Here is a 24,789-nt window from a genome sequence, read left to right on the forward strand (position 1 = left end):
GAAAGAGGAATATTAATGAAAAAAGATACACGGACCTTTACTCTAGTGATGGTAGCAGTATTGATTGCGATAACCTGTGTGGCCACGATGTTAGTTCAAATTCCTATCCCTAATGGATCGGGTTATTTTAACTTAGGAGATGCAATTGTGATTACTTCGGGACTTTTATTTGGACCGGGGGTTGGCTTCTTAGTGGGTGGAATTGGTTCAGCTATGGCTGACTTCCTATCGGCCTATGCCTTCTATGCGCCTTTTACGCTTGTTGTTAAGGGCTTAGAAGGTTGTTTAGCTGGCTACCTTATTCATAAAGTGTCCAACAAGTGGTTAGCCAGTATCCTAGCAGGAGCTTTAATGGCTCTTGGCTATCTGATTGTGGATAGCTTGTTATATAATTTTGCGACAGCGAGTGGGGGTTTCCTAATGAATCTCTTCCAAGGAATGGTAGGGGCCTTTGTGGCTAGCTTGATTTATCCATTACTGGTCAAAAAGACGAGCCGTCGATTAAACTAATGGATTGCCATCAGCCCTCTCATAAAAGAGGGCTGGTTTTTTTGAAAGGATTCAAGTCGAAACGTTTTCATTTCAGTTTTATTTTTAGTATACTAAGCTTAATCATTGAAAGGAGTAGTGATGACTATGGATACAAAGACATGGATCTTAATCTTGATTATTGTGGTGGGGGTTATTTACTTTATCTACTACCGGCGCAAGCATCAAAAAGAGATTGACCATCTCACGCATCAAGGGGAGCCTGTCGCTGACCCACTAGGTAATAAGCCGGCTGACTTAGGTCTGGATGATTCAGTTAAACAACCGGAAGCGAGTGTTAAGGAAGACCAAGCGGTTAACTTGACTGGAGAAACGGTGACCATTGAAGCTACACCTGCTACAGACCATCCAACTTTGACTTTTAAGGAATTGTTAAGTCAAGAAAAAGGGGCTCATGGTCAATTGCAGGGCGAACTTGTCTCATTCTATACGCAAGATCTACAAGTGGAAGGTGCCAAGGCCTTGGGGTCACTCTTAATGGATTCACAAGACAGTGATCAATTGGTTGCTTTGAAGTTTCTTCAGGAGCCAAAAGACTTGGAAACGAATCAATCCATTCGGGTGAAGGGCTACTTACAATCTATTGACTCCGTTCAAGAGACTCAAGTACCAGCCTTTGTTGTGGAATCCGTCGAAAAACTTTAAGGCTTAAAGTCATATAGTTAGGGTGAGCGGGTCACTGGATTCAAGTGATCGGCTCACTTATTATATTTTGAAAGGAAATACATTCATGAAATACCGTTATGATTGTCCCGTCTATCGGCAATTTTACCTAAGGGTTGCAGATGGTCATGAGCTTTATGTCGAAGAGGCTGGTAATCCTGAAGGACAAGCCGTTGTCTTTTTACATGGGGGACCTGGTGGATCGATCACGCCCCAGTGTCGTCAATTCTTTGATCCTGAAAAATATCACCTTATTCTTTTCGACCAACGTGGTACTGGAAAGAGTCGTCCCTTTTTAAGTCTGCATCATAATACGCCTCAGGCTTCCGTTGAGGATATGGAAGTATTAAGAAGCCAGCTAGGCCTTGAAAAATGGATTCTCTTTGGCGGTTCTTATGGTTCAACTTTAGCTCTCTTATATGCCATTCACCATCCTGAGCGAGTTGAAGCTCTCTTATTAAGAGGCATCTTTCTCGGACGTCAATGTGATATTGATTGGTTGTATGAAGGGGGTGCTGGTCAATTTTATCCAGAGGAATTTGCCGCCTTTAAAAATCATATCGATCCTGCCCATCAAGATCATTTGGTCCAAGCTTATTATCAACGGCTAACCAGTGGTGACCAAGATCAAGCTCGCCAAGCAGCTAAGGCTTGGGCAGACTGGGAAGCGGGATTGGTTCATTTATTACCCGATAAGAATTTATCGTGTGAATTAACGCCATCTGACCAGTCGATTGCCTTACTGGAAGCCCATTATTTTGCCAATGGGCTCTTCTGGCAAGAAGATAATTATCTGCTTAACCATCTAGCTCCCATTCAAGCGATTCCCTGCGCGATTGTTCATGGCCGTTATGATGTGGATTGTCGTTTAAGCGGTGCCTATGAACTCGCTCAAGCTCTAGACCAAGCCAAGTTATTTATTGTTGAAGAAGCAGGCCATAGTCCCTATGATCCCCCGATGTTTCAGCAGATTGTCCGTTTGTTAGACCATTATTCGCAGGAAAAGGGATTTTTTTACTAGGGAAATTAAACAATCCTTGTTATAATAGGTGATGTATTAAATGGATGATAAGGATCGGTGAATTATGAAAGCAATATTTAATTTCCTATTGATTAGCCCTCAGACATTTCGCAAGCAGTTAAAATCGCCGGCATTTGCGGCACTTCTTTGCTTCTTGGTGGGGCCTTTAGGTTACCACCGGCTCTATGTCAAACAAGATCGGAGATTCTTCCTGACTCTCTTGATCACTATTGGCTTGGGCCTTGTTGGTTGGAAGCTTAGTTGGATACCGCTGATGGTTTGGTATGCTTGTTTTGTATTGGAAGGCTTGATTTATTTGATCATGTCCTTTACCTACTTGAATAAGGAAGTGGGTGAGCCACCTGCCAATACGCACACTCCCAAGTCATCTGATTATGGGACTCGAAGTCGATCTCGAGATTCTCGTTCTCAAGAACGCTCACAAGAAGAGGATGATAATCGTTTAATTATTAAGCCCAAGGATGTTTTTGAGGAGCGAAATATCGATCTTGACCCGCTAGACAGTGATCAACCAGTGGAAAAGACTTACCTTGATCAAGTAGATCAACAAGCAGAAGAAGACGAGCAGGCGCCTGTCAATCCAGAGACGATCTCCATTAGTCTCAATTTGTCTGATTTGCAAGCGGAAAGCTCGCAAGCAAAAGAAACTCAAGAACCGCAAGACTTAGCGGGAACCTATCCCTTAAAAGATATGGTTCATTTAGAAGCGGAAGCAACGGCTTCAACTTCAAAAGGGCATTTAGATTTGACCCAAGCTGATATTCAGGAATATGAACTCTATCCGACTCATATTAAGGCCATTGAAGCAGTTCAACCAGCTTCCGATGAGTTATGGACGAATGAGCTGACTCGACGAGAATTGGTCAGTCATTTCAAAGAGTTAATTAACTTGATTGGAACAGAACTAGTCGCACATCAGGAATTGTTGGCGGACCCTTCCTTTAGCTATCTCTTGAATTTCTACCAAGAACAGGTGCTCTCAGGTCCGATGAAGTTAATTCTTCAATCGATTTATAATTTGAGTGAGAATCTTTTGCTCAGTCAATACATTGAACAAAGTCGCTTATCGAGTGGGACAGATCTTCAACTGCTAAAAACCTTGTTGCCTACGACGATCTTCAGTGTGGTTGAAGACTATTACAACCAATATACGCAGTATTAAGGTGGTCTAATTGGTCGTCTCATTAAAGGCCTGTCAGTTCATTAACGAAGATACTTTGATGTAGAGATGTAGAAAGGATGATATCATGCAATTAGGAATTCATGATCTACTTCCCTTGGAACAGGGAGAAACGACGCTTGACCGTTACCAAAAGACCATCGAGATGGTTCAGGCTTTAGAAGAGATGGGCTATGATCGTTATTGGGCGTCGGAACATCATGGAATGGTTAATAATGCGAGTTCTAGTCCTGAAATTTTGATCGCATACTTGGCCGCTAAGACCCAGTCGATCCGTTTGGGAACAGGAGGCACGATGATCGTTAACTACTCTCCCTTGAAGGTGGCTGAGTGGTTTAAGACTTTAAGCCTTTTAGCTCCGGGTCGAATTGATTTAGGAATAGGTCGAGCCCCAGGAGCTGACCAGGCAGGGATGATTGCCTTGGCTTCAGGGAATCCTATTTCTTTTGACTATCTTTATGAGAAAGCGCAAGTTATCCTTGATTATATGATGGACCAAAAGCCGAGTGCCTTTTATGGGCAAGTCAAGGCTATCCCGGAGGCAGTCGGCCAGCCTGCTCAGCCTTGGATGTTGGGTTCTTCAGGTAACTCCGCCATCCAGACTGGAAAGATGGGGTTAGGCTACTCCTTTGCCCGTTGGTTTGCCTTGAATGTGGATGCGGATGTATTTGCTCAATATCGGAAGAATTTTAAGCCATCCGACTTCTTCTCAGATCCTCGGGTCATGGTATCCTATCTGATTATTTGTGCGGATAGTCCGGAAGAGGCTGACTATCTGGCTAAACCCATGGAAATTCAACGAGCCAGCGATCTATCACAGCCTCTATTAAGTCCAAAGGCTGCGCAAGAGTATTCATTTTCATTGAAGGATCAAGCCCTCATCGATAGTTATTATCAAAGGCATTTTATGATCAAAGGGACACCGGACCAAGTCAAGGCGATCTTAGAAGATGAGATTAAGGAATTTGGTATCGATGAATTGATGATTTATAGTCCGATTCCAGATCAAAAAGCAAGGTTACGGTCTTATGAGTTATTGCATCAGGCCTTAAAATAATCCAACTTGAGATGGATGTTTTAACATCTTATTTCCTTTAATATTAGTCATAAGCAATGAGGCTTTAGACAATGAAAGGAATGATTAGATGTTCAAAAAACGTCCCTTAACACTTTTCGAAAAATTACCTTTATTTTTTAGAGCCCTGGTGGCTCCGGATACTTCGTGGCCCTTGAGAGGGGTGATCCTCTTGACCATTGGCTATATCATCCTTCCCACGGATTTACTACCGGACTTCCTAGGTCCCTTTGCCTGGTTAGATGATCTTTTGATCGCTCATTGGGCGATTAATCAAGTTATTCAGCGTCTTCCTGCCTCTGTTAAGCAATAGTAGCAGGAGTGCTTATGAAGGAGCAGTCATGTATAAATTAATCATTTGTGATTTAGATGATACCCTCTTGGATCCGATGAAACAGCTGCCTGTAGGATTTGATAATTTTAGGCAGACATTGGAGGAACGAGGAATCAAATTCACGTTAGCTACTGGGCGGTCGAATCAGTCGGTTCAGCCCTTTATCGATGCTTTAAATATTGATCTACCCTATGCGAGCTCAAATGGAGCGGTCATTATGCAAAAAGGCCAAAAAATCCATTGTTTTAAGATGGCCCTAGGTCCCTTACGTCCCTTGATTGAGATTGCTCAGTCCATGGGGATAAGTGTTATCTATGTAGTCGATGGAGTGGAATATGCAGCTAATCTAACGGACTTTATTCAAAAACCCAATCCGGCTAATTTGAGTACTCAGATTTATCGGCCAATAGTAGCCCGAGATTGGCAGGAATTAAAAGTTGATAAGGTTTTTCTTGCGGACCCCAATAGTGGCGTTGGACTCAGTCGCCTTTATGCCTTAGCTAATAATTTAGGCCCTCATTATCACTATCATTGTTTTGAAGATTGGGCCATGGATATTGTGAGTCGTCAAGTGGACAAGGGCAATGCCCTTAAGTGGATTGCTCAGTATCTGCAATTGGCCCCTCAGGAGGTTCTCGCTGTTGGAGATGGTGAAAATGACCTTCCTATGATCCAAGCGGCTGGTCATGGTTTTGCGGTGGCTAATGCCATCCTAGAGCTTCAGTTGCAAGCTGATTCCATTGCTAAAGCTGCCTATGGACAGGGTGTCATTGAGGAATGTCTGCGATTGATTCAAGCCTAAAATAAAGAGAGTGAGTCGACTGTCCTTAGTCAAACTCACTCTCTATTTAATTAGTGGGAGAAATGAAGCTGAGGGGATAAGATTTGGCTGATTCGATAGGCTAGCCAGGCTTTCACTAGATCTCCTGGAATAAAGGGCAGGCAGCCCAATTGCAAGATTTGCTTAAAGTTTAAGCCTTTAGCTAGATGGCCATTCAGGATCCAGGCCATATAGGTTAAGCCGATGAGATAGATGATCACTTGAGCAAGTAATAGGGCGAGGAGAGTCGATTTTCCTCGGTCTCGATAGTAAGCGATGATTACGCCAGCTAGCAAGAAAGCCAGTAAAAAGCCAAATGAAGGGGATAGAAGGTAGCCAACGCCACCTGAAAAATTAGCAAAGACGGGTAATCCAATGAGTCCCATCAATAAATAGACACCATATAGGCACAAAAACAAGCGAAGGGGATACAATAAAGCCAGGATAAATACGGCGAGGGTCTGGCAGGTAAAGGGGATTGGCCCTAGATGAAAGGATAGCTGTGAAGCTATTGTCAGCAAGCCAATGCCTAGAGCGCCATAAGTTAAATCTTTCGTTGTCATAATTTACCTCCTGGTTAAAAGATACCTTTTTCTTCCGATTAGTCAACCGTTTTTTAAAATAAGTTGACAAGTATTTGATAAAATTATCGAATAAAGCTTTTTTCTAGTTAGAATTTTGGTAAAATACAATCTGGAACTTGTGTATAAAGGAAGGGATCATCTATGGGACAAAAAATCGGTTTTGATAATGATAAATACCTCAAGGAACAATCCAAGTATATTTATCAACGTTTAGAAGGAATCGATAAGCTCTATCTTGAATTCGGTGGAAAATTGATTGGCGATAAACACGCTAAGCGTGTTTTGCCTGGTTATGATGAAGATGTGAAGTTAACCCTCTTAAAAGAAATGAAAGACCGAGCAGAAATTATCATCTGTATTTATGCCGAAGATATCGAGCATAATAAGGTAAGAGGGGATTATGGCATTACCTATGATCAAGATGTTTTGCGTTTGATTGAAGAGTACAATGAACTAGAAATTCAAGTGAATTCGGTACTGTTAACCCGTTATAGTGGTCAAAAGAGTGCATTCGCTTTTAAGAAGAATTTGGAAAACCGCGGTATTAAGGTTTACACCCACGAAGCGATTCCAGGTTATCCAACCGATCTAGATCTTTTATTCTCAGAGCAAGGTTTTGCGAAGAATGCTTATATACCAACCAGTAAGCCACTGGTGATTGTGACGGGACCTGGAGCCGGTTCAGGTAAATTAGCCACCTGCTTGAATCAAATCTATCATGAACAAGCTCATGGGGTGAAGGCTACTTATGCCAAATTTGAAACCTTCCCAGTCTGGAATCTGCCATTAAAGCATCCGGTAAATGTGGCCTATGAAGCGGCGACCGTTGATCTTAATGATATTAATGTTCTTGATTCTTATCACATCGATGCTTATCAGGAAATGGCGGTTAATTATAATCGAGACATGGTCATGTTTCCAGTTATTAAGCGGATATTAGCCAATACCGCTTCAGTCGCTACCCAATATCAGTCACCAACGGATATGGGCGTAAATTGTATTAAGGCGGGTATTATTGATGAAGAGGTCGTTAAAGAAGCGGCTCAGCAAGAAATTATTCGCCGCTACTTCCAAGTAGAACAAGATTATAAAATGGGCTTGGCGGATGAATCCGTTCGGTCTAAGATGCATTTGATCCTAGAAGATTCTAACTTAAAGACGGATGATCGGCGTTGCGTTTACTATGCTCATCAATATGGTAAGGAGGTTCAAGAGCGGACACAAGCGGAAGAACCGGTTTCTGTTTTAGCCATTGAATTACACGATGGTAGCTTTATTACAGGTCGGACCACTTCTTTGATGGATGCTTCCGGAGCTGCCTTGATGAATGCCTTAAAAGAGTTGGCTGGTATTGGTGACCAGATCGACTTACTCGCTCCTATGGTGTTAGAGACCATCCAAAATCTCAAGGCTCAGACCCTTGAATCACGCCACTCCATTCTATCGCTGAATGAATTGTTAATCGCCTTAGCGATCTCAGCTGTGACCAACCCGACAGCCCAGCTTGCCTACAAGCAACTGGCTAAATTACGCGATACCCGAGCCCATTCGACGGTAATTTTATCGCAAGATACCCGACGTCAATTATTGCAATTGGGTATTGATATTACCTGTGACCCTGTATTTGATAGTCATTTTGACCTTAGTCATTAATTCAATTTATAAAGGAGTTATACCATGAACACTTTTGATTATGAACAAGTCCAATTGATCCCGAATAAGTGCATTGTTAAGAGCCGTAGTGAGTGTGATCCCTCTGTTCAATTTGGACCAAGACGCTTTAAGATTCCGGTTGTTCCAGCCAATATGCAGACGGTCCTAAATGAAGAATTAGCCATTAAGTTGGCTCAAGCGGGTTATTTTTATATTATGCATCGCTTTGAGCCAGAGAAACGACTGGATTTTGTGAAGAAGATGCATGAGTTAGGCCTTTATGCATCGATCTCGGTGGGTATTAAGGATGATGAATATCATTTTATTGATGAATTGAAGGCAGCTAATTATCCAGTTGATTATATTACAATCGATGTGGCCCATGGTCACTCTGATTATGTCATTCAAATGATTCGCTACATCAAAAAGAACTTGCCTAAAACCTTTGTTATTGCGGGAAATATTGCTACACCAGCTGCCGTTCGAGATTTAGAAAATGCTGGGGCGGATGCTACCAAAGTGGGGGTAGGACCGGGGCGTGTATGTATTACCAAGATTAAGACCGGCTTTGGAACAGCCGGCTGGCAATTATCAGCCATTCGTCTCTGTTCCAAAACAGCCCGTAAGCCGATTATCGCGGATGGAGGCATCCGGACCCATGGCGATATTGCTAAGTCTTACCGTTTTGGTGCGGATATGGTCATGATTGGTTCGCTTTTAGCGGCCCATGAAGAATCCCCTGGTGAAACGAGCCAAGAAGATGGCGTGACCTACAAGGAATACTTTGGCTCTGCCTCACAATTCCAAAAGGGGATTTATCGGAATGTCGAAGGGAAGAAAATTCTCTTGCCGAGTCGAGGATCAATTTTTGATACCTTAAAAGAGATGGAAGAAGATTTACAGTCATCGATTTCTTATGCGGGTGGTCGTGATATTGGGGCTATCCGAACCGTTGATTATAATATTGTGCCAACGATTTATAATGGGGACTAAAAAGTCTCACCTATCCGCTTTAAGGCGATGCCCTCTAGGGGGTTATCGCCTTTTTTATTAGGGGAGGGGGTCTTGATTTTAGAGGCTAAGATCGTTAGACTTTAAGAGCAATCATTCGCTAAAGAATCAGATTTATTCGAATGATTGATAAGGCCTTTTTCTTATATTAAAAGATGAGGGATGATTAGTAATAAAGGAGTCTCAGCCGTGTCTCGTAGTTCAAATTTCCGTCGTTTTACATTTTTTATCATGATTGTCAGCCTGTGGTCTAGCGTGTTTGGTCAATTGATAGTGGCACAAGCGTCCGTGACTAAGGCTAATGTTACGGCTAAGGCTAATCAGTTGACCGATGACCAAAAAGAAGCCCTCAAGCATTCTGCTAAACAACAATCAACTCTTAAGGAAGCCATTCAAGCCAAAAAACAAGACTGGCGTGTTCAACAACAACTCAAGGATATTGACCGCTACCTTGAACGCTATCAGAAAAAGTCAGTTTATGTTGATTTTTGTTTTTTAGATTTGGATCCTAATCTACGAGCGGGTCTGAGGTCTGACCAAGCTGTTTCCGCTCAATCCATTCCTAAGATTGCTTTTGTGGCTTTTTGTCAAGATCTTGTCGCAAAGGGCGACTTATCCTGGAACGATCGCTTTAAGTATGATCCCGTTGTATTGGACCAATCGCTGTCCTATCCTGCGAGTGGTTCAGGCAGTCTCAAACGTGAAAAACTCTCTGGTAAATCCTATAGCTTGAAAGACCTGGTACATCGTACCATGGCTGAGTCCGATAATATTGCGGCTGATATGCTGATGTATTATATTGCCAAGCCACAACAAAAAGCCTTCGACCGTTTTGTGAAAAAAGTCTACCAAGAAAAGACCTGGTCCTGGGATATGTCAGCCCAACAGATTAACCAACTATTTCGCTATTTGTATCAACAAGATGAACAATGGGGCTTTGAATCCTTGGATAAGACCGCCTGGGATGGCCGTTTTATCGATGTGTTGCCCGTTAATACCTATCAAAAGATAGGGTCTTGGGAGGGAACCTATTATCATTCTGTGGCCTTGGTAGAGGGGCATGAACCTTATTTGTTAACGATTCTTACTGAATCTCCCAATGAAAGGATGATTGGACAGATCTCAAAAGATATCTATCAAATTGTTTCAGACTAGCTTATTAAGATGAGTGTTCAGCACTGGAAAGGAGTTTCTAATGACTAGCCCAAATGAAATTGGCTCAGCGGCCAACGAAATTGTCAAAAATTCAGACTTACTTAGTAATAAAGAAGTTAATCATCTGATTCGATACCTGCAAAGTGAAAGCTTTTGGACCCATCTCATCTCTAAGGGGATTGATTTAGTTCTGGTTTTTGTCTTATTTACTTTAACCTATCGATTCATTATCTGGTTAACCGACCGGTATTTTACTAAGGCATCCACCCCTGATCGTTATAGCGCTCGTAAGAAAACCCTGCACGGAATTATTAATAGTATTTATAAGTTTTTCTATTACTTCTTATTGATTTATTCTGCTTTTTCGATTCTAGGGGTACCGGTTTCCACGTTGGTCGCTGGGGTAGGGATGTTGTCAATCGCCTTAGGGATTGGGGCTAAAGACCTTGTCAGTGATTGTATCGCTGGATTCTTTATTCTTCTGGAGGACCAATATCGAATCGGTGACCTGGTTACCATTAATCAAATTTCAGGCACTATCCGCAAATTTTCTGTCCGAACAACGGTTATTAAGGATTATGATGGCGCTTACCATTATTTAAGTAATGGGGATATCTCAACCGTTGCCAACTTTTCCAAGGATGAGGCTCGGATTCAGCTAGACTTTTTTGTCAATGGGGATTCCCCGTTTGAAGCGATGAACCAACTAGCTCATCAAGTTTACGAGGATCTTTTCTTAGAGGATAAACGAGTGATTAAGCGATTTGTACAACCGGGACTCTTTACGGATGGGTCCAATCGAACTTACTATCGGATCCAATTGTGGGTGAGAGATTACGATGATTTAGTCTCGGTTCAGGGGCAGTATCGTCGAGCCTTGGTGGAAGCCTTCCATCAGGCTGGCATCGTCCTACCTGTCAACAATCCTACTGATTATCAAGTTCAAACCGATCACGCAGCGGACTAGAATTGAGGAGCTAAAATCATGAATTTATTAATAACAGCCTTTGAGCCCTTTGATAAGGAGCCCATTAATTCTTCCTTGGAAGTGATGAAGGCTCTTCCGAAGACCATCCATGGGGCTAGGATTACAACACTTATGGTGCCGACCGCCTTTCATAGTTCAGCCCAGGTTTTAAGTCAAGCCTTAAATCAAGCTGTTTATGATTATATTGTCTGTCTGGGTCAAGCTGGTGGACGAGCGGCAGTGACACCAGAACGGGTGGCAATTAATCTAGACGATGCACGCATTCCGGATAATCAAGCAGCCCAACCGATTGACCAAGCGATTCAATCAAAGGGACAGGCTGCTTATTTTAGCCAACTTCCTATTAAGGCGATGGTAGCTGCGATGAAGGAAGCAGGGGTGCCAAGTCAAGTCTCCAATTCAGCAGGAACTTATGTCTGTAACCACCTGATGTATCAAGCCTTATATTTGACACATACGCGTTATTTAAAGACGCATGCGGGCTTTGTTCATTTACCTTATTTGACGCAGCAAGTGATCGACCGGCCCCATTTACCAAGTCTGACGCTTGATCAAATGGTGTTGGGAATGGAAGCGGCGATTGGAGCGATTGTCAATTACCATGATCAGGTCGACTTAAAGGTATCTGGTGGACAGAACCATTAGTCAGATCTGTTCCTCAAAAGTTAAAACGTTTACAATCAAGTTTGATTTTTAATATCATTTGTCGAAACTCCTTAGAAAGGGTGATTTATCTTGTCTCATAACAAGCGCTCGAGCTTCAAAGTTCATTACGCGTGGGTCATTTTACTTGCAGCGACTTTAATTTTGGCGGTATATGCTCCGATCGTCAATTCTTTGTCGAACACTTGGCAAATTGCTGTTACGCAGGATCTTGGCTTTTCTCGGAGTCAATTCTCATTGAATACGACTATCGTTCAAGCTGTCGGGATTTTTGTGGGTCCTATGGTCTCTAAAATTCTTCTCAAGCATCATTTTAAAAGAGTATGGCTAGGTTTTGCTTTCTTGTTTACGCTAGGCGTTTTTGGCTATGGTCTTTGTCAAAATCCTTGGCAATTTTATCTTTGTTCCTTTGTAATAGGTTTTGCTTACATTACAACGACAGCTATTCCCATTACCATGATGATTAATAATTGGTTCGATCATCAAAGGGGACTAGCCACTTCGATTGCTTTTGCTGGAGTCTCAGCTGGGGGCTTTATCTTGTCACCGATGGTTACTTATTTGATTAACCATGTTTCTTGGCGCTGGGCTTATTTTTCTTATGCGGGATTGATTGCTATTATCGCTCTTCTATGTGGGGGCTTTTTAATGCGATCTAAGCCAGCTGACCTAGGTCTTCGACCTTATGGAGCGGAAGATCCAACGATACCATCTGATCAAGGACGACAGGCCTTGGATACTCAGTCGCTTAATCTGGATATTTCTGCTGGTCAATCTTGGCAACTCGCTTTCTTTCTCCTTTTAATGCTGGGTTCCATCTTAAATGGGGTAGTCAATGGAGCAAGTCTACAATTTCCACCTGCTTTACAAGAAGCTCAACCCCTTCAGTTTGCGAGTGTGATTGTTTCAGCTTATCTTTTGATAGGTATTTTTGGCAAGCTTTTAATGGGGTGGATTTCGGATCGATTTGGTTTGTTTGTTAGCTTAATTTTAGGTGTTAGTGCAATGACTCTCGCTTTCTTTGCTATGCTTTTTGCAGGAACGTCATGGGGTCCCTGGATGCTGGCCATTTGTTTTGGACTCGGCTTATCGATGGGGACGGTTGTTTTACCAATTGTAACGGCATCAATCTATTCGAAAAAAGCCTATGGCGAGGCTTTTGGCTTTCTTCAATCGGCTTTTCAAATAGGGACGGCTATCGGCCCATTGATCGTGGCAGGAAGCTACGACCTGACACAAAGTTACCAGATTGCCTGGTATATAATGATTGTTATTTCAATCTTGGTTGGGGTAGCTTGGTTATGGGGCTACCACCATGCCAAACAAACTCAAAGTTATTAAAGGGGTGTGCTTATGAAGTTAGAAGATTATCAAAAAATATTAGGCGACCTAATTCAATTTCCTTCTATTAATGATGGAGAAGAAGCGGTTGCTTGTTATTTAAAGGAACTATTTGACCAACATCAGATTGAATCCACGATCTATCCGGTTGAAGCAGGTCGAGCAAATATTGTCGCCAAAATAAAAGGGTCTAAACCAGGCAAGATTTTTGCGATTTCGGGTCATCTGGATGTCGTGGCGACTGGTGATGTATCGGCTTGGAAACATGATCCCTTTGCTGGTGAGATAGAGGACGGTCGGATGTATGGTCGTGGAACGGCCGACATGAAAGCAGGCGTAGCGGCTGGAGCCATCGCCTTAATTGAACTGAAGGAAAGTCAAATTGATTTTCCGGGGGAAGTTTGGTTTATTGGGACGGTTGGGGAAGAGATTGGTATGATTGGAGCCAAGGCCTTAGTCGATGAGGGAATCTTGGATGACGTGGATGCCATTATTATTCCTGAGCCGACTAATGGCAATCAAGCCATCTATGCCAATAAAGGCTCGATTCAATTTCAAGTTACAGCCAAGGGCAAGGCGGCCCATTCATCCGCTCCTCATCTTGGTGTTAATGCTATTATGACGGCTTGCAAATACATTCTACGAGTCCAAGAACGCTTTGATGAAATTAGCCAAGACCCCAAGTATCATAATTCCGAGATGGGGAATACTTTAAATGTCTTTTCAACCATTGAAGGGGGATCACAGATTAATTCGGTACCAGACTTAGCGGTCTTCCAAGGCAATGTCCGATCAGTGCCTGAATTTGGGACTAAAGAAGTCTGTGAGCTCTTCGAATCTGTGATTGAAGAAATGAATCAAGATCCTAGTAATGCAGAATTATCTATTCATTATCACCAGATCCTTGACGCAGCTCAATCTGCTAAGGATTCCGACCTGGTCAAGGCTTTGTTAGCATCAGCCAAGGATAAAAAGATTGAGGTACTAACCACAGCTGGAGCCACCGAACTATCCAGATATCGTCAAATTAGCGATGACATTCAGATGGTCGTTTATGGTCCAGGCCTAACAGAAAATGCCCATATTGTCGATGAATGGATTGAGTTGCAGGAGTATTATGACTGCATTGAGATTTTGAAAGAGACGGCCATCCATTTTTTAACTAAATAACATCTTATGGCAAATCCAAGTCGACTCAGACTTGGATTTTTAAGTTAGTCAGTAAGAGGGAATAAAATTATTTATTTGAGTTTACATAATATACATTATGTTATTTTTATTAGAAATAAAAGCCGACCTTGGTGGTCAGCTTGGTTTAATCCTTATAATGGTATAAATAACAATAACGACGAATCAAGGGATTTTTTGGATCAACAGTCACTTCAAAAACAAATGTATGTTGCCAACCATCCTTTGATTGAGATTGTGGGATACGAAAATAATTGCATTGTCCTTCGGCCATCGTTCGAAGAATATCTTCTTCAATTAAGGATAAAGGATATGCTAATTTTGAATATTCATAAAAGTCCTGTTCGAAGCGTTGATAATTATCACTAAAATAATCAAACTGAACTTCATTTTTTTAAAAGCCCGTGATTTCATTCGAAGACTCCTCTGCTAATTGAATCGATATGATCTGAATAAAATCAATGATTTGTTGATTAGGTGTTGCTGTTAAGGCAAGTATCAGCTTAGTTGAATCTAAGCTTTGAATATAGCCAGTAGATGTTTGATAGGATGGCTCTTTGTTATGAAAGCGTTTCACTTTATAAGTAATAGAAATAAGGTATTGACCAATAAAAGCTTGATTTAATTGTAAAAAGACTTGATCAATGGGAAGACAGTCCATGGCTTGGGCTTGTGGAACTTTTTTTAAGGCTGTTTGATGCTCTGATAAGAAAAAGCCCATCCACTTTGCCATCTTTCGATCTTGATAATGCCGTGCAGCCTTGGAATTCAAATAAGAACGATCGACACTCATGATAAACCATCCAATCCCCCTGCGCCCCCTGCTGCATGCCCTCCGATCAACTTACTGCGTGCGATCACCCGGGATCCTTGTTTTAATGAATTGGCGGGCAAAATAGCAAGATGACCAAAGCGATGACGGATCTGGTCTAAAGCTTGATCCAGGTGCTCCCTTTTATCCACCTGATCTTCTGGATCTAATAAGGAATAGTAATGGATCGCCTGATCCGTGAGTTGACTATATCGTACGCCTACTTGCCGAACTGGATCCCCTTGGTAATGTTGCCGAAACAAGTAAAGTACGGCTTGAACCAAGCTTTGGGTTTCTTGACTTGGATCGATCTTCATTTGAGCGGATAAGGGTCTTTTTTCTGCTTGATGGGCATAAGCGATCTGAATCGACACACAGGTAGTCTTTTTCTGGGCTCGCCTTAAACGAATGGCTACTTGTTGAGCCATTTCTGATAGAACTAATTCAATCTCACCTTGATCATAGTAGTCTCGGGGTAAAATCTGAGAATTACCAATGCCTCGCCCTTTAGGATGGTATTTTTCCCGTGCTTTACTCTCATCGACGCCATTGGCATGGAAAAAGAGCTGTAAGCCAATTACCCCGAATTCCTTTTGTAAAGCCTCTGGACTCGCATGAGCCAATTCATAAATAGAATGAATCCCCATTTTATTAAGTCGTTTCTGTGTTCGAGGTCCAATCCCCCAAAAATCAGTCATGCATGGGATCTGCCATACTTTACTTTCAACCTCTTCATAAGACCAATTGGCTCGCATGGTCGGCATTTTTTTAGCTTCATTATCTAACGCTAATTTAGCGAGTAATGGATTAGCATTTGATAGTCCAATGGTCGATGCTAAGCCTAATTCTTGCCAAATATCTTTTTGAATTCGGCTAGCCACCCGCTCCAATTTATCACGGCGACTGATGTTGGGATCTGGGATAAAGTAATTTAAAACGGCTGTTAAATCTAAAAATCCCTCATCGATTGAATAAGGAACGATATCTTCTTCCGCCGTATAGCGAGTGAAAATCTGCAAAATTTGTAAATTCTTTTCAATATAATAGCTCATTCGTGGAGGAACAAATAAGGTTCGCCTAGCCCAGGACTCAATAAAGGCTACATAGGCTGGATCGGTTCGCTGCCCTTTTGACTTTGCTAGTCGATAGTTAAAGCGACGATTATGAACATAAAAAGGTAGATCGTAGGTACGTCCGACATTCTTCTTGCCAAAGACTCGCTTAAAAACCGGTGAAGAAGCTAAAATAAGCCCTTGGGTATTATCAGAGTGGCTCATCACACATAGACTGGTTTTTAAAGGGTGTAAGCCTCGATCGACACATTCTACACTCGCATAAAAGGATTTCATATCTACGAAAGCAATATCTGATTTAGGCTCTCGGCTGTAATCAATAATTGGCATAGCCATTCACCTCTTTTCTACACCTATTCTAAAACGAACGTTTGTTCGTGTCAAGCTCTCCTTGAAAATACGTCTGATAAGTGCTTTTATAGGGTGATCATTAGTGTCTTAATTAATAAAACAAAAAAGACAACTTATATGCAAGTTGTCTTTTTGGGTAATTGATTGGTCTTTTTTAATTATCGTAAAGATCTGGTAATTGAGGATTTAATAACTCCATTTGGAAATTGCTTAAGTTTACTTTAGCAACAGTTTTATTGGAGTCCAATAGTTGGATTAGGAATCCTGCCATTTGTTCTGCTGTATGATAACGGTCATAAAGTTGACTATAATCGATCGGCTTGCTTTCTCCTTTGGCCACTTGAGTAAATTCTGTAGCGGTCGCTGCTGGAGCGAGAACTTTCGCACGCATAGCATGTCCATTGACTTTTAAGTAGTGATCCAGTCCTTCGGTATAAGCTGAGACCATAAATTTGGTGGCTGAGTATAAGGGATTCCCCTCACTCAAGGCATAGCCTACCACAGAAGAGACATTCACCAACTGTGCTCCTTCATGATCCTTATAATCTGCTGCATATAAGTTGGATAAGGTCATCAAGGCGATGTCATTAACTCTTACCATTTGTTCAATATCCTGACCGGATAATTTAAGCAAGTCTTTTGAAATAGAAAAACCAGCATTGTTGATCCAATACTTAATCACATAGTTACGTGTCTGTTGATAAAAATCTGCTAAATCATCAGTCAAGCTTAGATCAAAGGGGATCACCACAACTTGAACCTGATACTTCTCCTCTAGTTCAGCTTTTAAGGCATCTAAGCGGTCTTGTCGTCTAGCGACTAAGATTAAATTATAGTATTTTTCAGCAAAACGATAGGCGACTTCCCGACCAATCCCTGAGCTGGCTCCGGTTATCAAGGCATACTCTTTCATCCTATTCCTCCTCCTTTAATATCGTTATTATCTAATAATTGTCTAATCAAGGCAAGTAAAATATCAGCAAGATTTGATAAAAGCTCTGTTGTTACCGCTTTACAAAACGGTTATAATGCAAGTGAATCATAAAAGGAGGTCCCCTTATGAAAAAAATACTCTTAATCAATACCGGCGGTACGATTGCCATGTCGCAAGATCAGACTACTGGCAAGGTATCGCCGACTTCAGACAATCCCATCCACCAGCAAGGTCATCTCTTACAAAACTTTGCCGACATTGATGTCCTGGATTTTTTGAATATTCCCTCTCCCCATATGGACTTGGAAAAAATGCTAGAACTTAGCCAATTGATCCAAGAAAAAGCTAAAAGCTATGATGGTATTGTTATTACACATGGAACGGATACCTTGGAAGAAACGGCTTATTTCCTGGAATTAACGTTAGATCTACCCATTCCGATTGTCGTTACTGGAGCCATGCGATCGAGTAATGAAATTGGCTCTGATGGCTTAGCCAATCTTAGGAGTGCCATTTTTACAGCACGCGAAGATCATTCCGCCCAAAAAGGCGTTCTGGTGGTGATGAATGAGGAGATCCATACGGCAACCTATGTCACCAAGACCCATACGACCAATCTTGCCACCTTCCAAACCCCGACCCTTGGTCCCATCGGAATCCTCTATAAGAATCAAGTTACTTACTTTCAAGAATTAATTCGTCATGAACATTATCATCTAACCGCTATTAGTCAAGATGTTGCTTTGCTTAGGGCTTATGCCGGCATGAAAGCGGACCTTTTTGAAGCAGTGCTTGATCATGGCTATCAAGGCTTGGTCATTGAGGCATTGGGTGCTGGTAATTTGCCACCTCAGATTGTTCCGATACTTGAGCAATTTATGGAAGCTCAGATCCCAGTCGTACTAGTCTCACGGGCCTTTAACGGCGTGACTGAAGATATCTATGATTATCCTGGCGGTGGGAAACGCTTAAGCCAAATGGGTGTCATTTTTACGCAAGGTCTCAGTGGGATTAAAGCGCGCATCAAACTTGCTGTTTTATTGAATGCCGAAGAAAAGGTCTCAATTAAACAAGCTTTTCAAGGCAAATAAGAGCCATTCAGCCTTAAAAATAGACCAAAACCTTATATTTTCCTAGATTATTCAAGCCAGTCACCGAAGTCGGATTTTTCTAGGAAGTATAAGGTTTTTATAGTCAAGTCATTTTTTTGTGTTTAATTGATGGTTTCAGTATGCTTGATCCACTTCGGTTAATTTTTTACTGACATAAGAACAGGTTGATATAATATGGCGTTTTTCCTTTTGCGCTTTTTCGACCAAGGCCTTAAACAAGTCACTGGCATAACCTTGATCTCGTTGGTCTGGACTGGTAAAGGTATGGGTCACCCATAATTCGCCCTCTGCGGTTATTTGATAGTCCATTTGAGCGAGAGTATCTGTTTTTTCATTTAATAAGGCTAGCCGTCTACCGTCATCAATGATTTTCATGTTAATTCTCCTTTCTATATGAAATGATATGAAATCGATTACACTACTGTAATTATTATACACCTAATTGGTATCGGATTCAAAATAATTTAACTTTAAAATAAGGAATTAAGCTTGCATGTTTATCACTTAGCTACTACAATGTAAAAAAAGATGAAAGGAGCTCAAAGATGCGCCTCTATTACGAAAAAGTGATGCGATTGGCTTCTCTAGCTGGAAAAATTCTGCTTCAATCTAACGCGGAAGAATATCGAGTGGAAGATACCACTTATCGTATTTTAAAAACATCGGGCCTTAATCTACCTGGCTCCTACTCAAATACGACAGGATTATTTTTATCACTGACGGATACCGAGCAGTCACAATATAACTTCTCGAATATCGTTCGGATTAATGAGCGATCCAATAATATTCAAAATATTGATGCGGTTAATAATATTTCTCGTCTTTATGTATCGGGAAATATTGATGTCGATCAGGCTTATGCCGCCCTTAAAGAACTTAAAACCACCAATTATGGGGATCTGATTGACTATACAAATATCATTCTAGCAGCTGCTTTCGTTATTTTATTTGGCGGAACTTCTTCTGATTTTATTGTAGCCATCCTAACAGGTTCCGTACTCACTTTGATGAAGTCGATTCGTAAACATATTTATTTTACGAACTTCTCTTATAATATTTTATCGGTGGCGATTGGGACCCTTTTTATCGGTTTGATCTATGCCTATTTTCCACAAAATCTTAATCAAAGTATCTTACTAGGGGCGATGATTATCCCCTTCTATCCAGGAACCTCCATCACTAATTCCATGCGGGATATTCTGAAAGGCAATAACCTTGCTGGCTCCATCAAAGCGGTTGATGCCTTCATGATTATTACTTCATTAACGCTCGGTTATTCGATTGGAATTGTTCTCTGTCGGGCAGTTATTTCCTTTATTTAAAGTTCATTTATTCTATTAAACACTAAAGAAGTCCTCGCTCCGATTCATTTCGGAGTGAGGACTTCTTTGGTTGATGTATTAATTTAGTATTTAAGGAGTTGTTGCAGTAAAAAAAGAATCAGTAAATGTCCCGGATAAATCCAATAGTAGAATTGTGAATGTTGCTTACCTCGTTGGCCGTTATAGAGATAGACGATCGGAGCACTTAAAAAGACCATCGGCATATTATACTCAAAAAAGAAAGCTGGAATGATGCTGAGTGCTTGTCTTAATTGTTGACCATGGGCCACAAAGATAATACTAGCTGCTATAATTCCCTTCCAACCATAGTCAAAAGCGAATAAATGGGCGATCAGTGCAAAAGATCCTAAAATGAGGATTCGCCAAAGGGGCTGATTTTTAAAATGATCCAAGCTGACAAATAATAAGAGGCATAAGCTCAGCTCAAAAAAAATATTTTGATGACTCCAGTCCCAAATCCTTCCAGATAATACAAGATCAAAAGGAATCTCTGAGACGAAGGCTAATAGCAATAGGCGTTCTAGATAGCGTTTAAAACTATGTGTATGATGGTAGCCTTCCACCAGAGTAAATAAGTAGAGTGGAAAAGCAATTCGACCAATATTACGTAATATGGGATAAAGACCGATTAAGCTCTCGACAATCTGTGGTTGGCTTTGCCAATAAGCTAATAGATAACCTCGTGCAATTAAAGCAGCTGCTAGATGGTCAATAATCATACAAGTCAGTGCAATCTGCTTCAGATGAGCATTCGTTAAACAAGGCTTAATTTTTAGCATTGATCTCCTTCTCCTTTCAATCCATTCTTTTTAAAAAAAGAGACTGAGACAAGCGTCGCAGCCTCTAATATTTTTAAAATGAGATACTAGATAACAGCTAGGTTAAGTAGTTAACGGGATTGGAATGCTTAAAATTCCTAGTTCTCTAAAAGACGAGTCATTACATCTTTGATTTGGGCTAGTGAGGACTCGTCAATTTGTTCATAATAAACGCCATCTTTTTTAAAGCCCTGACCTTGCAATTGGTTAAATTCAATGTTTGGATTAAAATCAGAATGCTTCAAAGCAAATTTACCAACATCAATCATGGAGACATTCGTGTCAACAAACTTCCGTAGAGAGTTGACGACACTGATCATTGAAGGAATATCGCTCGATTCTTGTCTTACTTTATCAATAAAGCTAAGAATAATCTGTCTTTGACGTTCTTGACGAGCATAATCGCCACCCGAATTATAACGTTCACGGCTATAGGCTAAGGCACTATCGCCATCAAGATGAATGGACTTACCTTCTTCGAATTGATAACCATCAATCTCAAAGCTTTCTGGAGGAACAATATCAATGCCATCCACTGAGTCGATCATATCTACCAACCCCTGCATATCGATTACGGCATAATCATTCAGCTCGATGCCTAACCAATTTTTGACGGTTTGTAGGGATAATTCGGGACCTCCAAAGGCATAAGCATGGTTGATCTTATCCATGCCGCGTCCTGGAATCTCAACATAGGAGTCGCGAGGAATTGAAGTAACCGCAATTTCTTGCGTATCCGGATTAACGGTTGCTACCATCATTACATCTGAACGACCCTTTTCAGTCCGTCCCAGGCCACCACTATCAATCCCCATTAATAGAATGGAAAAAGGCTTATTAAAGTCTGTGGCATAGACACTTGGTAACAAGCTCATGGTAAATGTGACAAGAGCCAAAAAAACGATAACTAACTTATTAAATGATTTCATAATAACTTCCTTTCTGAAGATAGACCTATTATAGCCATTTTTTTAGTCATCGACTAGTCCTAAGCAGATAATATCATACTTTTTTCATTTTTATAAGCAATGTAAGAAGCTTGAAGCCCCTATAAAAGTCCGTTACAATAGCCTTTAGATGATTAAAAATGATAGAGAGGCCACTAATATGAAAGTTAGAAAAGCTGTTATCCCTGCTGCTGGCTTAGGGACTCGTTTTTTACCGGCTACTAAAGCCATGCCGAAAGAAATGCTTCCGATAGTCAATAAGCCGACGATTCAATTTATAGTTGAAGAAGCCATTCAGTCTGGAATTGAAGATATTCTGATTGTTACTGGTCGATCCAAGCGCCCCATCGAAAATCACTTTGATGCGAATGAAGAATTGGAATATGCCTTGGCTGAAAAAGAAGAGGCCGAATTATTGACAAAGATTAAACAATTGAATGAGATCAATCTTTTTTATACCCGCCAGTCTTACCCAAAGGGCTTGGGACATGCGGTCTTGCAAGCTAAGCATTTTGTGGGTGATGAGCCCTTTGTCGTCATGCTAGGTGATGACCTAATGACGGATACCATTCCCCTAACCCAACAACTCATTCAACTCTACCATGAAACACATGCTTCAGCGATTGCTGTGATGCCCGTGGATCCTGAGGAAACTGATAAATACGGTGTGATCGATCCAGAACGGGAATATAAAAAAGATGTCTATAATGTTAAGCGGTTTGTCGAAAAGCCAGCCCCCTATTTAGCGCCGTCTAATTTGGCAATTATCGGTCGTTACTTACTGACGCCAGAGATTTTTGATCGATTAGAGACACAAAAGGAAGGTGCTGGAAATGAAATTCAACTAACCGATGCCATCGACCGTCTTAATCAAACCCAACGTGTCTTTGCCTTAGAGTTTAAAGGGAAACGCTATGATGTCGGAAATAAATTAGGTTATATGCAAACCATGATCGACTATGCCCTCTCCCAAGAGGAATTTCGTCCTGGGCTAATCGACTATTTAAAAAGTCTAAAGCTTGATTAATGAGAGGAGACCATTATGACTCATGAAAAACAGCAAAAAGTAACCAAGGCTGTGATTCCAGCAGCCGGTCTTGGGACACGGTTTCTACCAGCAACCAAAGCGATTGCTAAAGAAATTCTACCTATTATTGATAAGCCGGCCATTCAATTTATTGTGGAAGAAGCGATTGCGGCAGGAATTGAAGACATATTAATTATCACTGGAAAAGGTAAGCAGGAAATTGAAGATCATTTTGATGCCAACTTTGCTTTGGAGCAAAATTTAAAGTCCAAAGGCAAGCATCAATTACTAGAATTAGCGACTCAAACTTCTAATTTAACCATTCATTATACCCGCCAACAATATCCTAAGGGCTTAGGGGATGCGGTTCTCCACGCCAAAACCTTTGTTGGACAGGATCCATTTCTTCTATTATTAGGTGATGATATTACTAAAGGAGAAAATCTTTCTCAATCACTCATTCAACTCTATCAAAAATGGAACCAAGCTATTATTGCGGGTGTTCGGGTTCATGAAAGTAAAGCCAAACGCTACGGCATGCTAGAAGTGGACTCCATGGATCAAGATTTGATGTATCGCATCAAGGGATTGATCGAGAAGCCTGACCAAAAAGTTAATTCAGATATGGCTGCAGCTGGCCGTTATATTCTAAAAGCGGACATCTTCCCCATTCTCGACCAATTGCAAGCGGGAGTCACCGGCGAAATCGAATTAACAGATGCCCTCATTCAATATGCAAAAGACCATCCTCTATTGGCCTATGATTATCAAGGAGAATGGTTTGAAGTAGGAGATCCTAAAGGAATGTTGGAAGCATCCATTCATTTTGCTTTAGAGCATCCCGAAATTAAAGATGAATTTAGGGCTTATCTCAAACAATTAATCCCCACCCTATAGAAGATTAATAAAAGAGACTGTACTCATTGAGTGACAGTCTCTTTTGGCGTTAAAATTAATTTCTAACAATTATTTGAGACAATTAGTTAGAATGATACATACTCGGCTTAAAATAAGCATAAATAGCTTTATGATAGCCATGAAGACTATTTGCAATTCAAGTATTTAATTCTATAATGGGTAGGGGTGGCTAAAAATTTAGTCAATTGCCTTGAAAATTTTAAGTAAAGGCGTAAAATAACTCCATATTGCTTTGGAAAGAAGGGATGTAAATGGAAAAGACGCCCATTGTCAATTTTTTAGGTCTGTCCTTTAACTTAAATACCTTATTGGCAATGCTCATCGTTATTCTGATTGTTTTAGGTTTTTGCTTGTGGACCAGTCACAATTTATCGGTTGATCGACCGACTAAAGCCCAAGTTATGATGGAATCCATTATTGAATTTGTTGAAGGAATTTGTGATTCGACCTTGGGGCAACACAAACCCCAATATGTCGTTTTAGGAATGACTTTCCTCTTATTTATTTTTGTCGCGAATATGATTGGACTCCCCTTTTTAATTAAGAGTCATGAATATTCTTACTGGCGTAGCCCAACGGCAGATCCAATCGTTACGGTTACGCTAGCTGTGATCTCAATCTTATCGGGCCATCTAATGGGCATTAAAAAAATGGGTTTATTGGGACATCTTAAGAACTTTTATTTAACCCCCAATCTCGTTAAATTACCGATTCAAGTGGTTGAAGAAACGATTAATACAACCACCCTGGCCTTACGTTTGTTTGGTAATATTTTCGCTGGTGAAATTTTGCTTGGCTTAATTGCTGGCTTTGCCATGGCTTTTACGCCAGTAACTTGGCCGCTTGCCCTCCCCTTGCAATTTGCTTGGCAAGGATTTTCTGTCTTTATTGGAGCTATTCAGGCCTATATTTTCACAACCTTAACCATGGTTTATTTATCACATAAAATTGAAAAAAATTAACAATTAAAGGAGTTTTATTTATATGAATACATTAGCTGCTGCATTAGCTGTTGGTTTAGCTGCATTAGGTGCTTCGATTGGTAACGGATTGGTTATTTCTAAGACGATTGAATCGGTCGCTAGACAACCTGAACTTGATTCTAAGATTCGGACATTAATGTTCCTAGGGGTTGGATTAATTGAAGCTATCCCAATTATGGCGGTAGTTATCGCCTTTATCTTAATCTTCTCGAATTAATCATAAATA

General features: G+C 41.0%; 27 protein-coding genes and 1 pseudogene. 20 read left to right on the forward strand and 8 right to left on the reverse strand.

What is annotated here, in order from left to right; all coding sequences use genetic code 11:
* Nucleotides 1-15: 15 nt before the first annotated feature.
* The 7 genes from HMPREF2758_RS03560 (at nt 16) to HMPREF2758_RS03590 (ending at nt 5,645) form a co-directional block, all read left to right on the forward strand.
* Nucleotides 16-510, forward strand: coding sequence for an ECF transporter S component (locus tag HMPREF2758_RS03560; protein WP_070609185.1), 495 nt, complete (start codon nt 16-18; stop codon nt 508-510).
* 126 nt (nt 511-636) lie between these two features.
* Nucleotides 637-1,194 (forward strand): hypothetical protein, encoded by a 558-nt coding sequence (locus HMPREF2758_RS03565; RefSeq protein ID WP_242491970.1) that lies wholly within the window; start codon nt 637-639, stop codon nt 1,192-1,194.
* A gap of 85 nt (nt 1,195-1,279) precedes the next feature.
* A complete protein-coding gene (gene pip / locus HMPREF2758_RS03570; protein ID WP_070609189.1) occupies nt 1,280-2,233 on the forward strand; it encodes a prolyl aminopeptidase in 954 nt (317 codons plus the stop codon).
* A gap of 64 nt (nt 2,234-2,297) precedes the next feature.
* Nucleotides 2,298-3,416: a TM2 domain-containing protein gene (locus HMPREF2758_RS03575; protein ID WP_070609190.1), complete on the forward strand. Its 1,119-nt coding sequence runs from the start codon at nt 2,298-2,300 to the stop codon at nt 3,414-3,416.
* Between the two features lie 85 nt (nt 3,417-3,501).
* Complete coding sequence (locus HMPREF2758_RS03580; protein ID WP_070609192.1) at nt 3,502-4,491, forward strand: LLM class flavin-dependent oxidoreductase; 990 nt, start codon at nt 3,502-3,504, stop codon at nt 4,489-4,491.
* 88 nt (nt 4,492-4,579) lie between these two features.
* Nucleotides 4,580-4,822, forward strand: a complete 243-nt coding sequence (locus tag HMPREF2758_RS03585) for a YkvA family protein (RefSeq protein ID WP_016647764.1) — start codon at nt 4,580-4,582, stop codon at nt 4,820-4,822.
* A 28-nt stretch (nt 4,823-4,850) separates the two neighbouring features.
* Nucleotides 4,851-5,645 carry an HAD family hydrolase gene (locus HMPREF2758_RS03590; RefSeq protein ID WP_070609194.1) on the forward strand — a complete coding sequence of 265 codons (795 nt, stop codon included), beginning with the start codon at nt 4,851-4,853 and terminating at the stop codon, nt 5,643-5,645.
* Nucleotides 5,646-5,695: 50 nt separating this feature from the next.
* Here HMPREF2758_RS03590 and HMPREF2758_RS03595 read toward each other — a convergent pair whose 3' ends face one another.
* Nucleotides 5,696-6,226, reverse strand: a complete 531-nt coding sequence (locus HMPREF2758_RS03595) for a biotin transporter BioY (protein ID WP_006907580.1) — start codon at nt 6,224-6,226, stop codon at nt 5,696-5,698.
* A 162-nt stretch (nt 6,227-6,388) separates the two neighbouring features.
* Between HMPREF2758_RS03595 and HMPREF2758_RS03600 the strand changes: the two genes are divergently transcribed.
* From HMPREF2758_RS03600 to HMPREF2758_RS03630, 7 genes are all read left to right on the forward strand, one after another.
* Complete coding sequence (locus HMPREF2758_RS03600; RefSeq protein ID WP_016647762.1) at nt 6,389-7,900, forward strand: DUF1846 domain-containing protein; 1,512 nt, start codon at nt 6,389-6,391, stop codon at nt 7,898-7,900.
* Nucleotides 7,901-7,924: 24 nt separating this feature from the next.
* Complete coding sequence (locus HMPREF2758_RS03605) at nt 7,925-8,893, forward strand: GMP reductase (protein ID WP_006907577.1); 969 nt, start codon at nt 7,925-7,927, stop codon at nt 8,891-8,893.
* A 207-nt stretch (nt 8,894-9,100) separates the two neighbouring features.
* A complete protein-coding gene (locus HMPREF2758_RS03610; RefSeq protein WP_070609198.1) occupies nt 9,101-10,066 on the forward strand; it encodes a serine hydrolase in 966 nt (321 codons plus the stop codon).
* A 40-nt stretch (nt 10,067-10,106) separates the two neighbouring features.
* The gene (locus tag HMPREF2758_RS03615; protein ID WP_070609200.1) at nt 10,107-11,033 is read left to right on the forward strand and encodes a mechanosensitive ion channel family protein; all 927 of its coding nucleotides are present in this window, start codon (nt 10,107-10,109) and stop codon (nt 11,031-11,033) included.
* Between the two features lie 18 nt (nt 11,034-11,051).
* Nucleotides 11,052-11,699: a pyroglutamyl-peptidase I gene (pcp, locus tag HMPREF2758_RS03620; RefSeq protein WP_070609202.1), complete on the forward strand. Its 648-nt coding sequence runs from the start codon at nt 11,052-11,054 to the stop codon at nt 11,697-11,699.
* A gap of 90 nt (nt 11,700-11,789) precedes the next feature.
* Nucleotides 11,790-13,058 (forward strand): MFS transporter, encoded by a 1,269-nt coding sequence (locus HMPREF2758_RS03625; RefSeq protein WP_070609204.1) that lies wholly within the window; start codon nt 11,790-11,792, stop codon nt 13,056-13,058.
* A gap of 12 nt (nt 13,059-13,070) precedes the next feature.
* Entirely contained in the window at nt 13,071-14,228 is a 1,158-nt protein-coding gene (locus tag HMPREF2758_RS03630) for an ArgE/DapE family deacylase (RefSeq protein WP_070609206.1), read from the forward strand.
* 145 nt (nt 14,229-14,373) lie between these two features.
* Here HMPREF2758_RS03630 and HMPREF2758_RS09010 read toward each other — a convergent pair.
* The 4 genes and pseudogenes from HMPREF2758_RS09010 to HMPREF2758_RS03650 form a co-directional block, all read right to left on the reverse strand.
* Nucleotides 14,374-14,571: pseudogene (locus HMPREF2758_RS09010) on the reverse strand (DUF5960 family protein); the annotation flags it as partial.
* Nucleotides 14,572-14,640: 69 nt separating this feature from the next.
* The gene (locus HMPREF2758_RS08960; RefSeq protein WP_070609207.1) at nt 14,641-15,039 is read right to left on the reverse strand and encodes a hypothetical protein; all 399 of its coding nucleotides are present in this window, start codon (nt 15,037-15,039) and stop codon (nt 14,641-14,643) included.
* Nucleotides 15,036-16,460: a Y-family DNA polymerase gene (locus tag HMPREF2758_RS03645; RefSeq protein ID WP_070609209.1), complete on the reverse strand. Its 1,425-nt coding sequence runs from the start codon at nt 16,458-16,460 to the stop codon at nt 15,036-15,038. Before HMPREF2758_RS03645 ends, HMPREF2758_RS08960 begins: the two co-directional genes overlap by 4 nt.
* Nucleotides 16,461-16,635: 175 nt before the next feature.
* The gene (locus tag HMPREF2758_RS03650; protein WP_070609210.1) at nt 16,636-17,394 is read right to left on the reverse strand and encodes an SDR family NAD(P)-dependent oxidoreductase; all 759 of its coding nucleotides are present in this window, start codon (nt 17,392-17,394) and stop codon (nt 16,636-16,638) included.
* Nucleotides 17,395-17,540: 146 nt separating this feature from the next.
* Between HMPREF2758_RS03650 and HMPREF2758_RS03655 the strand changes: the two genes are divergently transcribed.
* A complete protein-coding gene (locus HMPREF2758_RS03655) occupies nt 17,541-18,506 on the forward strand; it encodes an asparaginase (RefSeq protein ID WP_070609212.1) in 966 nt (321 codons plus the stop codon).
* 135 nt (nt 18,507-18,641) lie between these two features.
* On the opposite strand, the gene HMPREF2758_RS03660 is transcribed toward HMPREF2758_RS03655, so the two are convergent.
* Nucleotides 18,642-18,902 (reverse strand): GNAT family N-acetyltransferase, encoded by a 261-nt coding sequence (locus HMPREF2758_RS03660; RefSeq protein ID WP_016647754.1) that lies wholly within the window; start codon nt 18,900-18,902, stop codon nt 18,642-18,644.
* Nucleotides 18,903-19,072: 170 nt separating this feature from the next.
* Here HMPREF2758_RS03660 and HMPREF2758_RS03665 point away from each other — a divergent pair, with 170 nt between their 5' ends.
* Nucleotides 19,073-19,849 carry a threonine/serine exporter family protein gene (locus HMPREF2758_RS03665; protein ID WP_070609213.1) on the forward strand — a complete coding sequence of 259 codons (777 nt, stop codon included), beginning with the start codon at nt 19,073-19,075 and terminating at the stop codon, nt 19,847-19,849.
* Between the two features lie 83 nt (nt 19,850-19,932).
* Here the strand turns inward: HMPREF2758_RS03665 and HMPREF2758_RS03670 are convergent, their stop codons facing one another.
* Both HMPREF2758_RS03670 and HMPREF2758_RS03675 read right to left on the reverse strand, forming a co-directional pair.
* Nucleotides 19,933-20,649 carry a TraX family protein gene (locus HMPREF2758_RS03670; RefSeq protein WP_070609215.1) on the reverse strand — a complete coding sequence of 239 codons (717 nt, stop codon included), beginning with the start codon at nt 20,647-20,649 and terminating at the stop codon, nt 19,933-19,935.
* Nucleotides 20,650-20,786: 137 nt separating this feature from the next.
* Nucleotides 20,787-21,617: an LCP family protein gene (locus tag HMPREF2758_RS03675; protein ID WP_070609217.1), complete on the reverse strand. Its 831-nt coding sequence runs from the start codon at nt 21,615-21,617 to the stop codon at nt 20,787-20,789.
* Nucleotides 21,618-21,795: 178 nt separating this feature from the next.
* Here HMPREF2758_RS03675 and galU point away from each other — a divergent pair, with 178 nt between their 5' ends.
* From galU to atpE, 4 genes are all read left to right on the forward strand, one after another.
* Nucleotides 21,796-22,662 carry a UTP--glucose-1-phosphate uridylyltransferase GalU gene (gene galU, locus HMPREF2758_RS03680; RefSeq protein WP_070609219.1) on the forward strand — a complete coding sequence of 289 codons (867 nt, stop codon included), beginning with the start codon at nt 21,796-21,798 and terminating at the stop codon, nt 22,660-22,662.
* A 15-nt stretch (nt 22,663-22,677) separates the two neighbouring features.
* Nucleotides 22,678-23,559 (forward strand): UTP--glucose-1-phosphate uridylyltransferase, encoded by an 882-nt coding sequence (locus HMPREF2758_RS03685; RefSeq protein WP_070609221.1) that lies wholly within the window; start codon nt 22,678-22,680, stop codon nt 23,557-23,559.
* A 272-nt stretch (nt 23,560-23,831) separates the two neighbouring features.
* A complete protein-coding gene (gene atpB, locus HMPREF2758_RS03690; protein ID WP_070609224.1) occupies nt 23,832-24,542 on the forward strand; it encodes a F0F1 ATP synthase subunit A in 711 nt (236 codons plus the stop codon).
* A gap of 22 nt (nt 24,543-24,564) precedes the next feature.
* Entirely contained in the window at nt 24,565-24,780 is a 216-nt protein-coding gene (gene atpE / locus HMPREF2758_RS03695) for a F0F1 ATP synthase subunit C (RefSeq protein ID WP_006907559.1), read from the forward strand.
* The last annotated feature ends 9 nt before the right edge of the window (nt 24,781-24,789 follow it).

Source organism: Facklamia sp. HMSC062C11, assembly GCF_001810675.1.
GTDB lineage: Bacteria > Bacillota > Bacilli > Lactobacillales > Aerococcaceae > Facklamia > Facklamia hominis.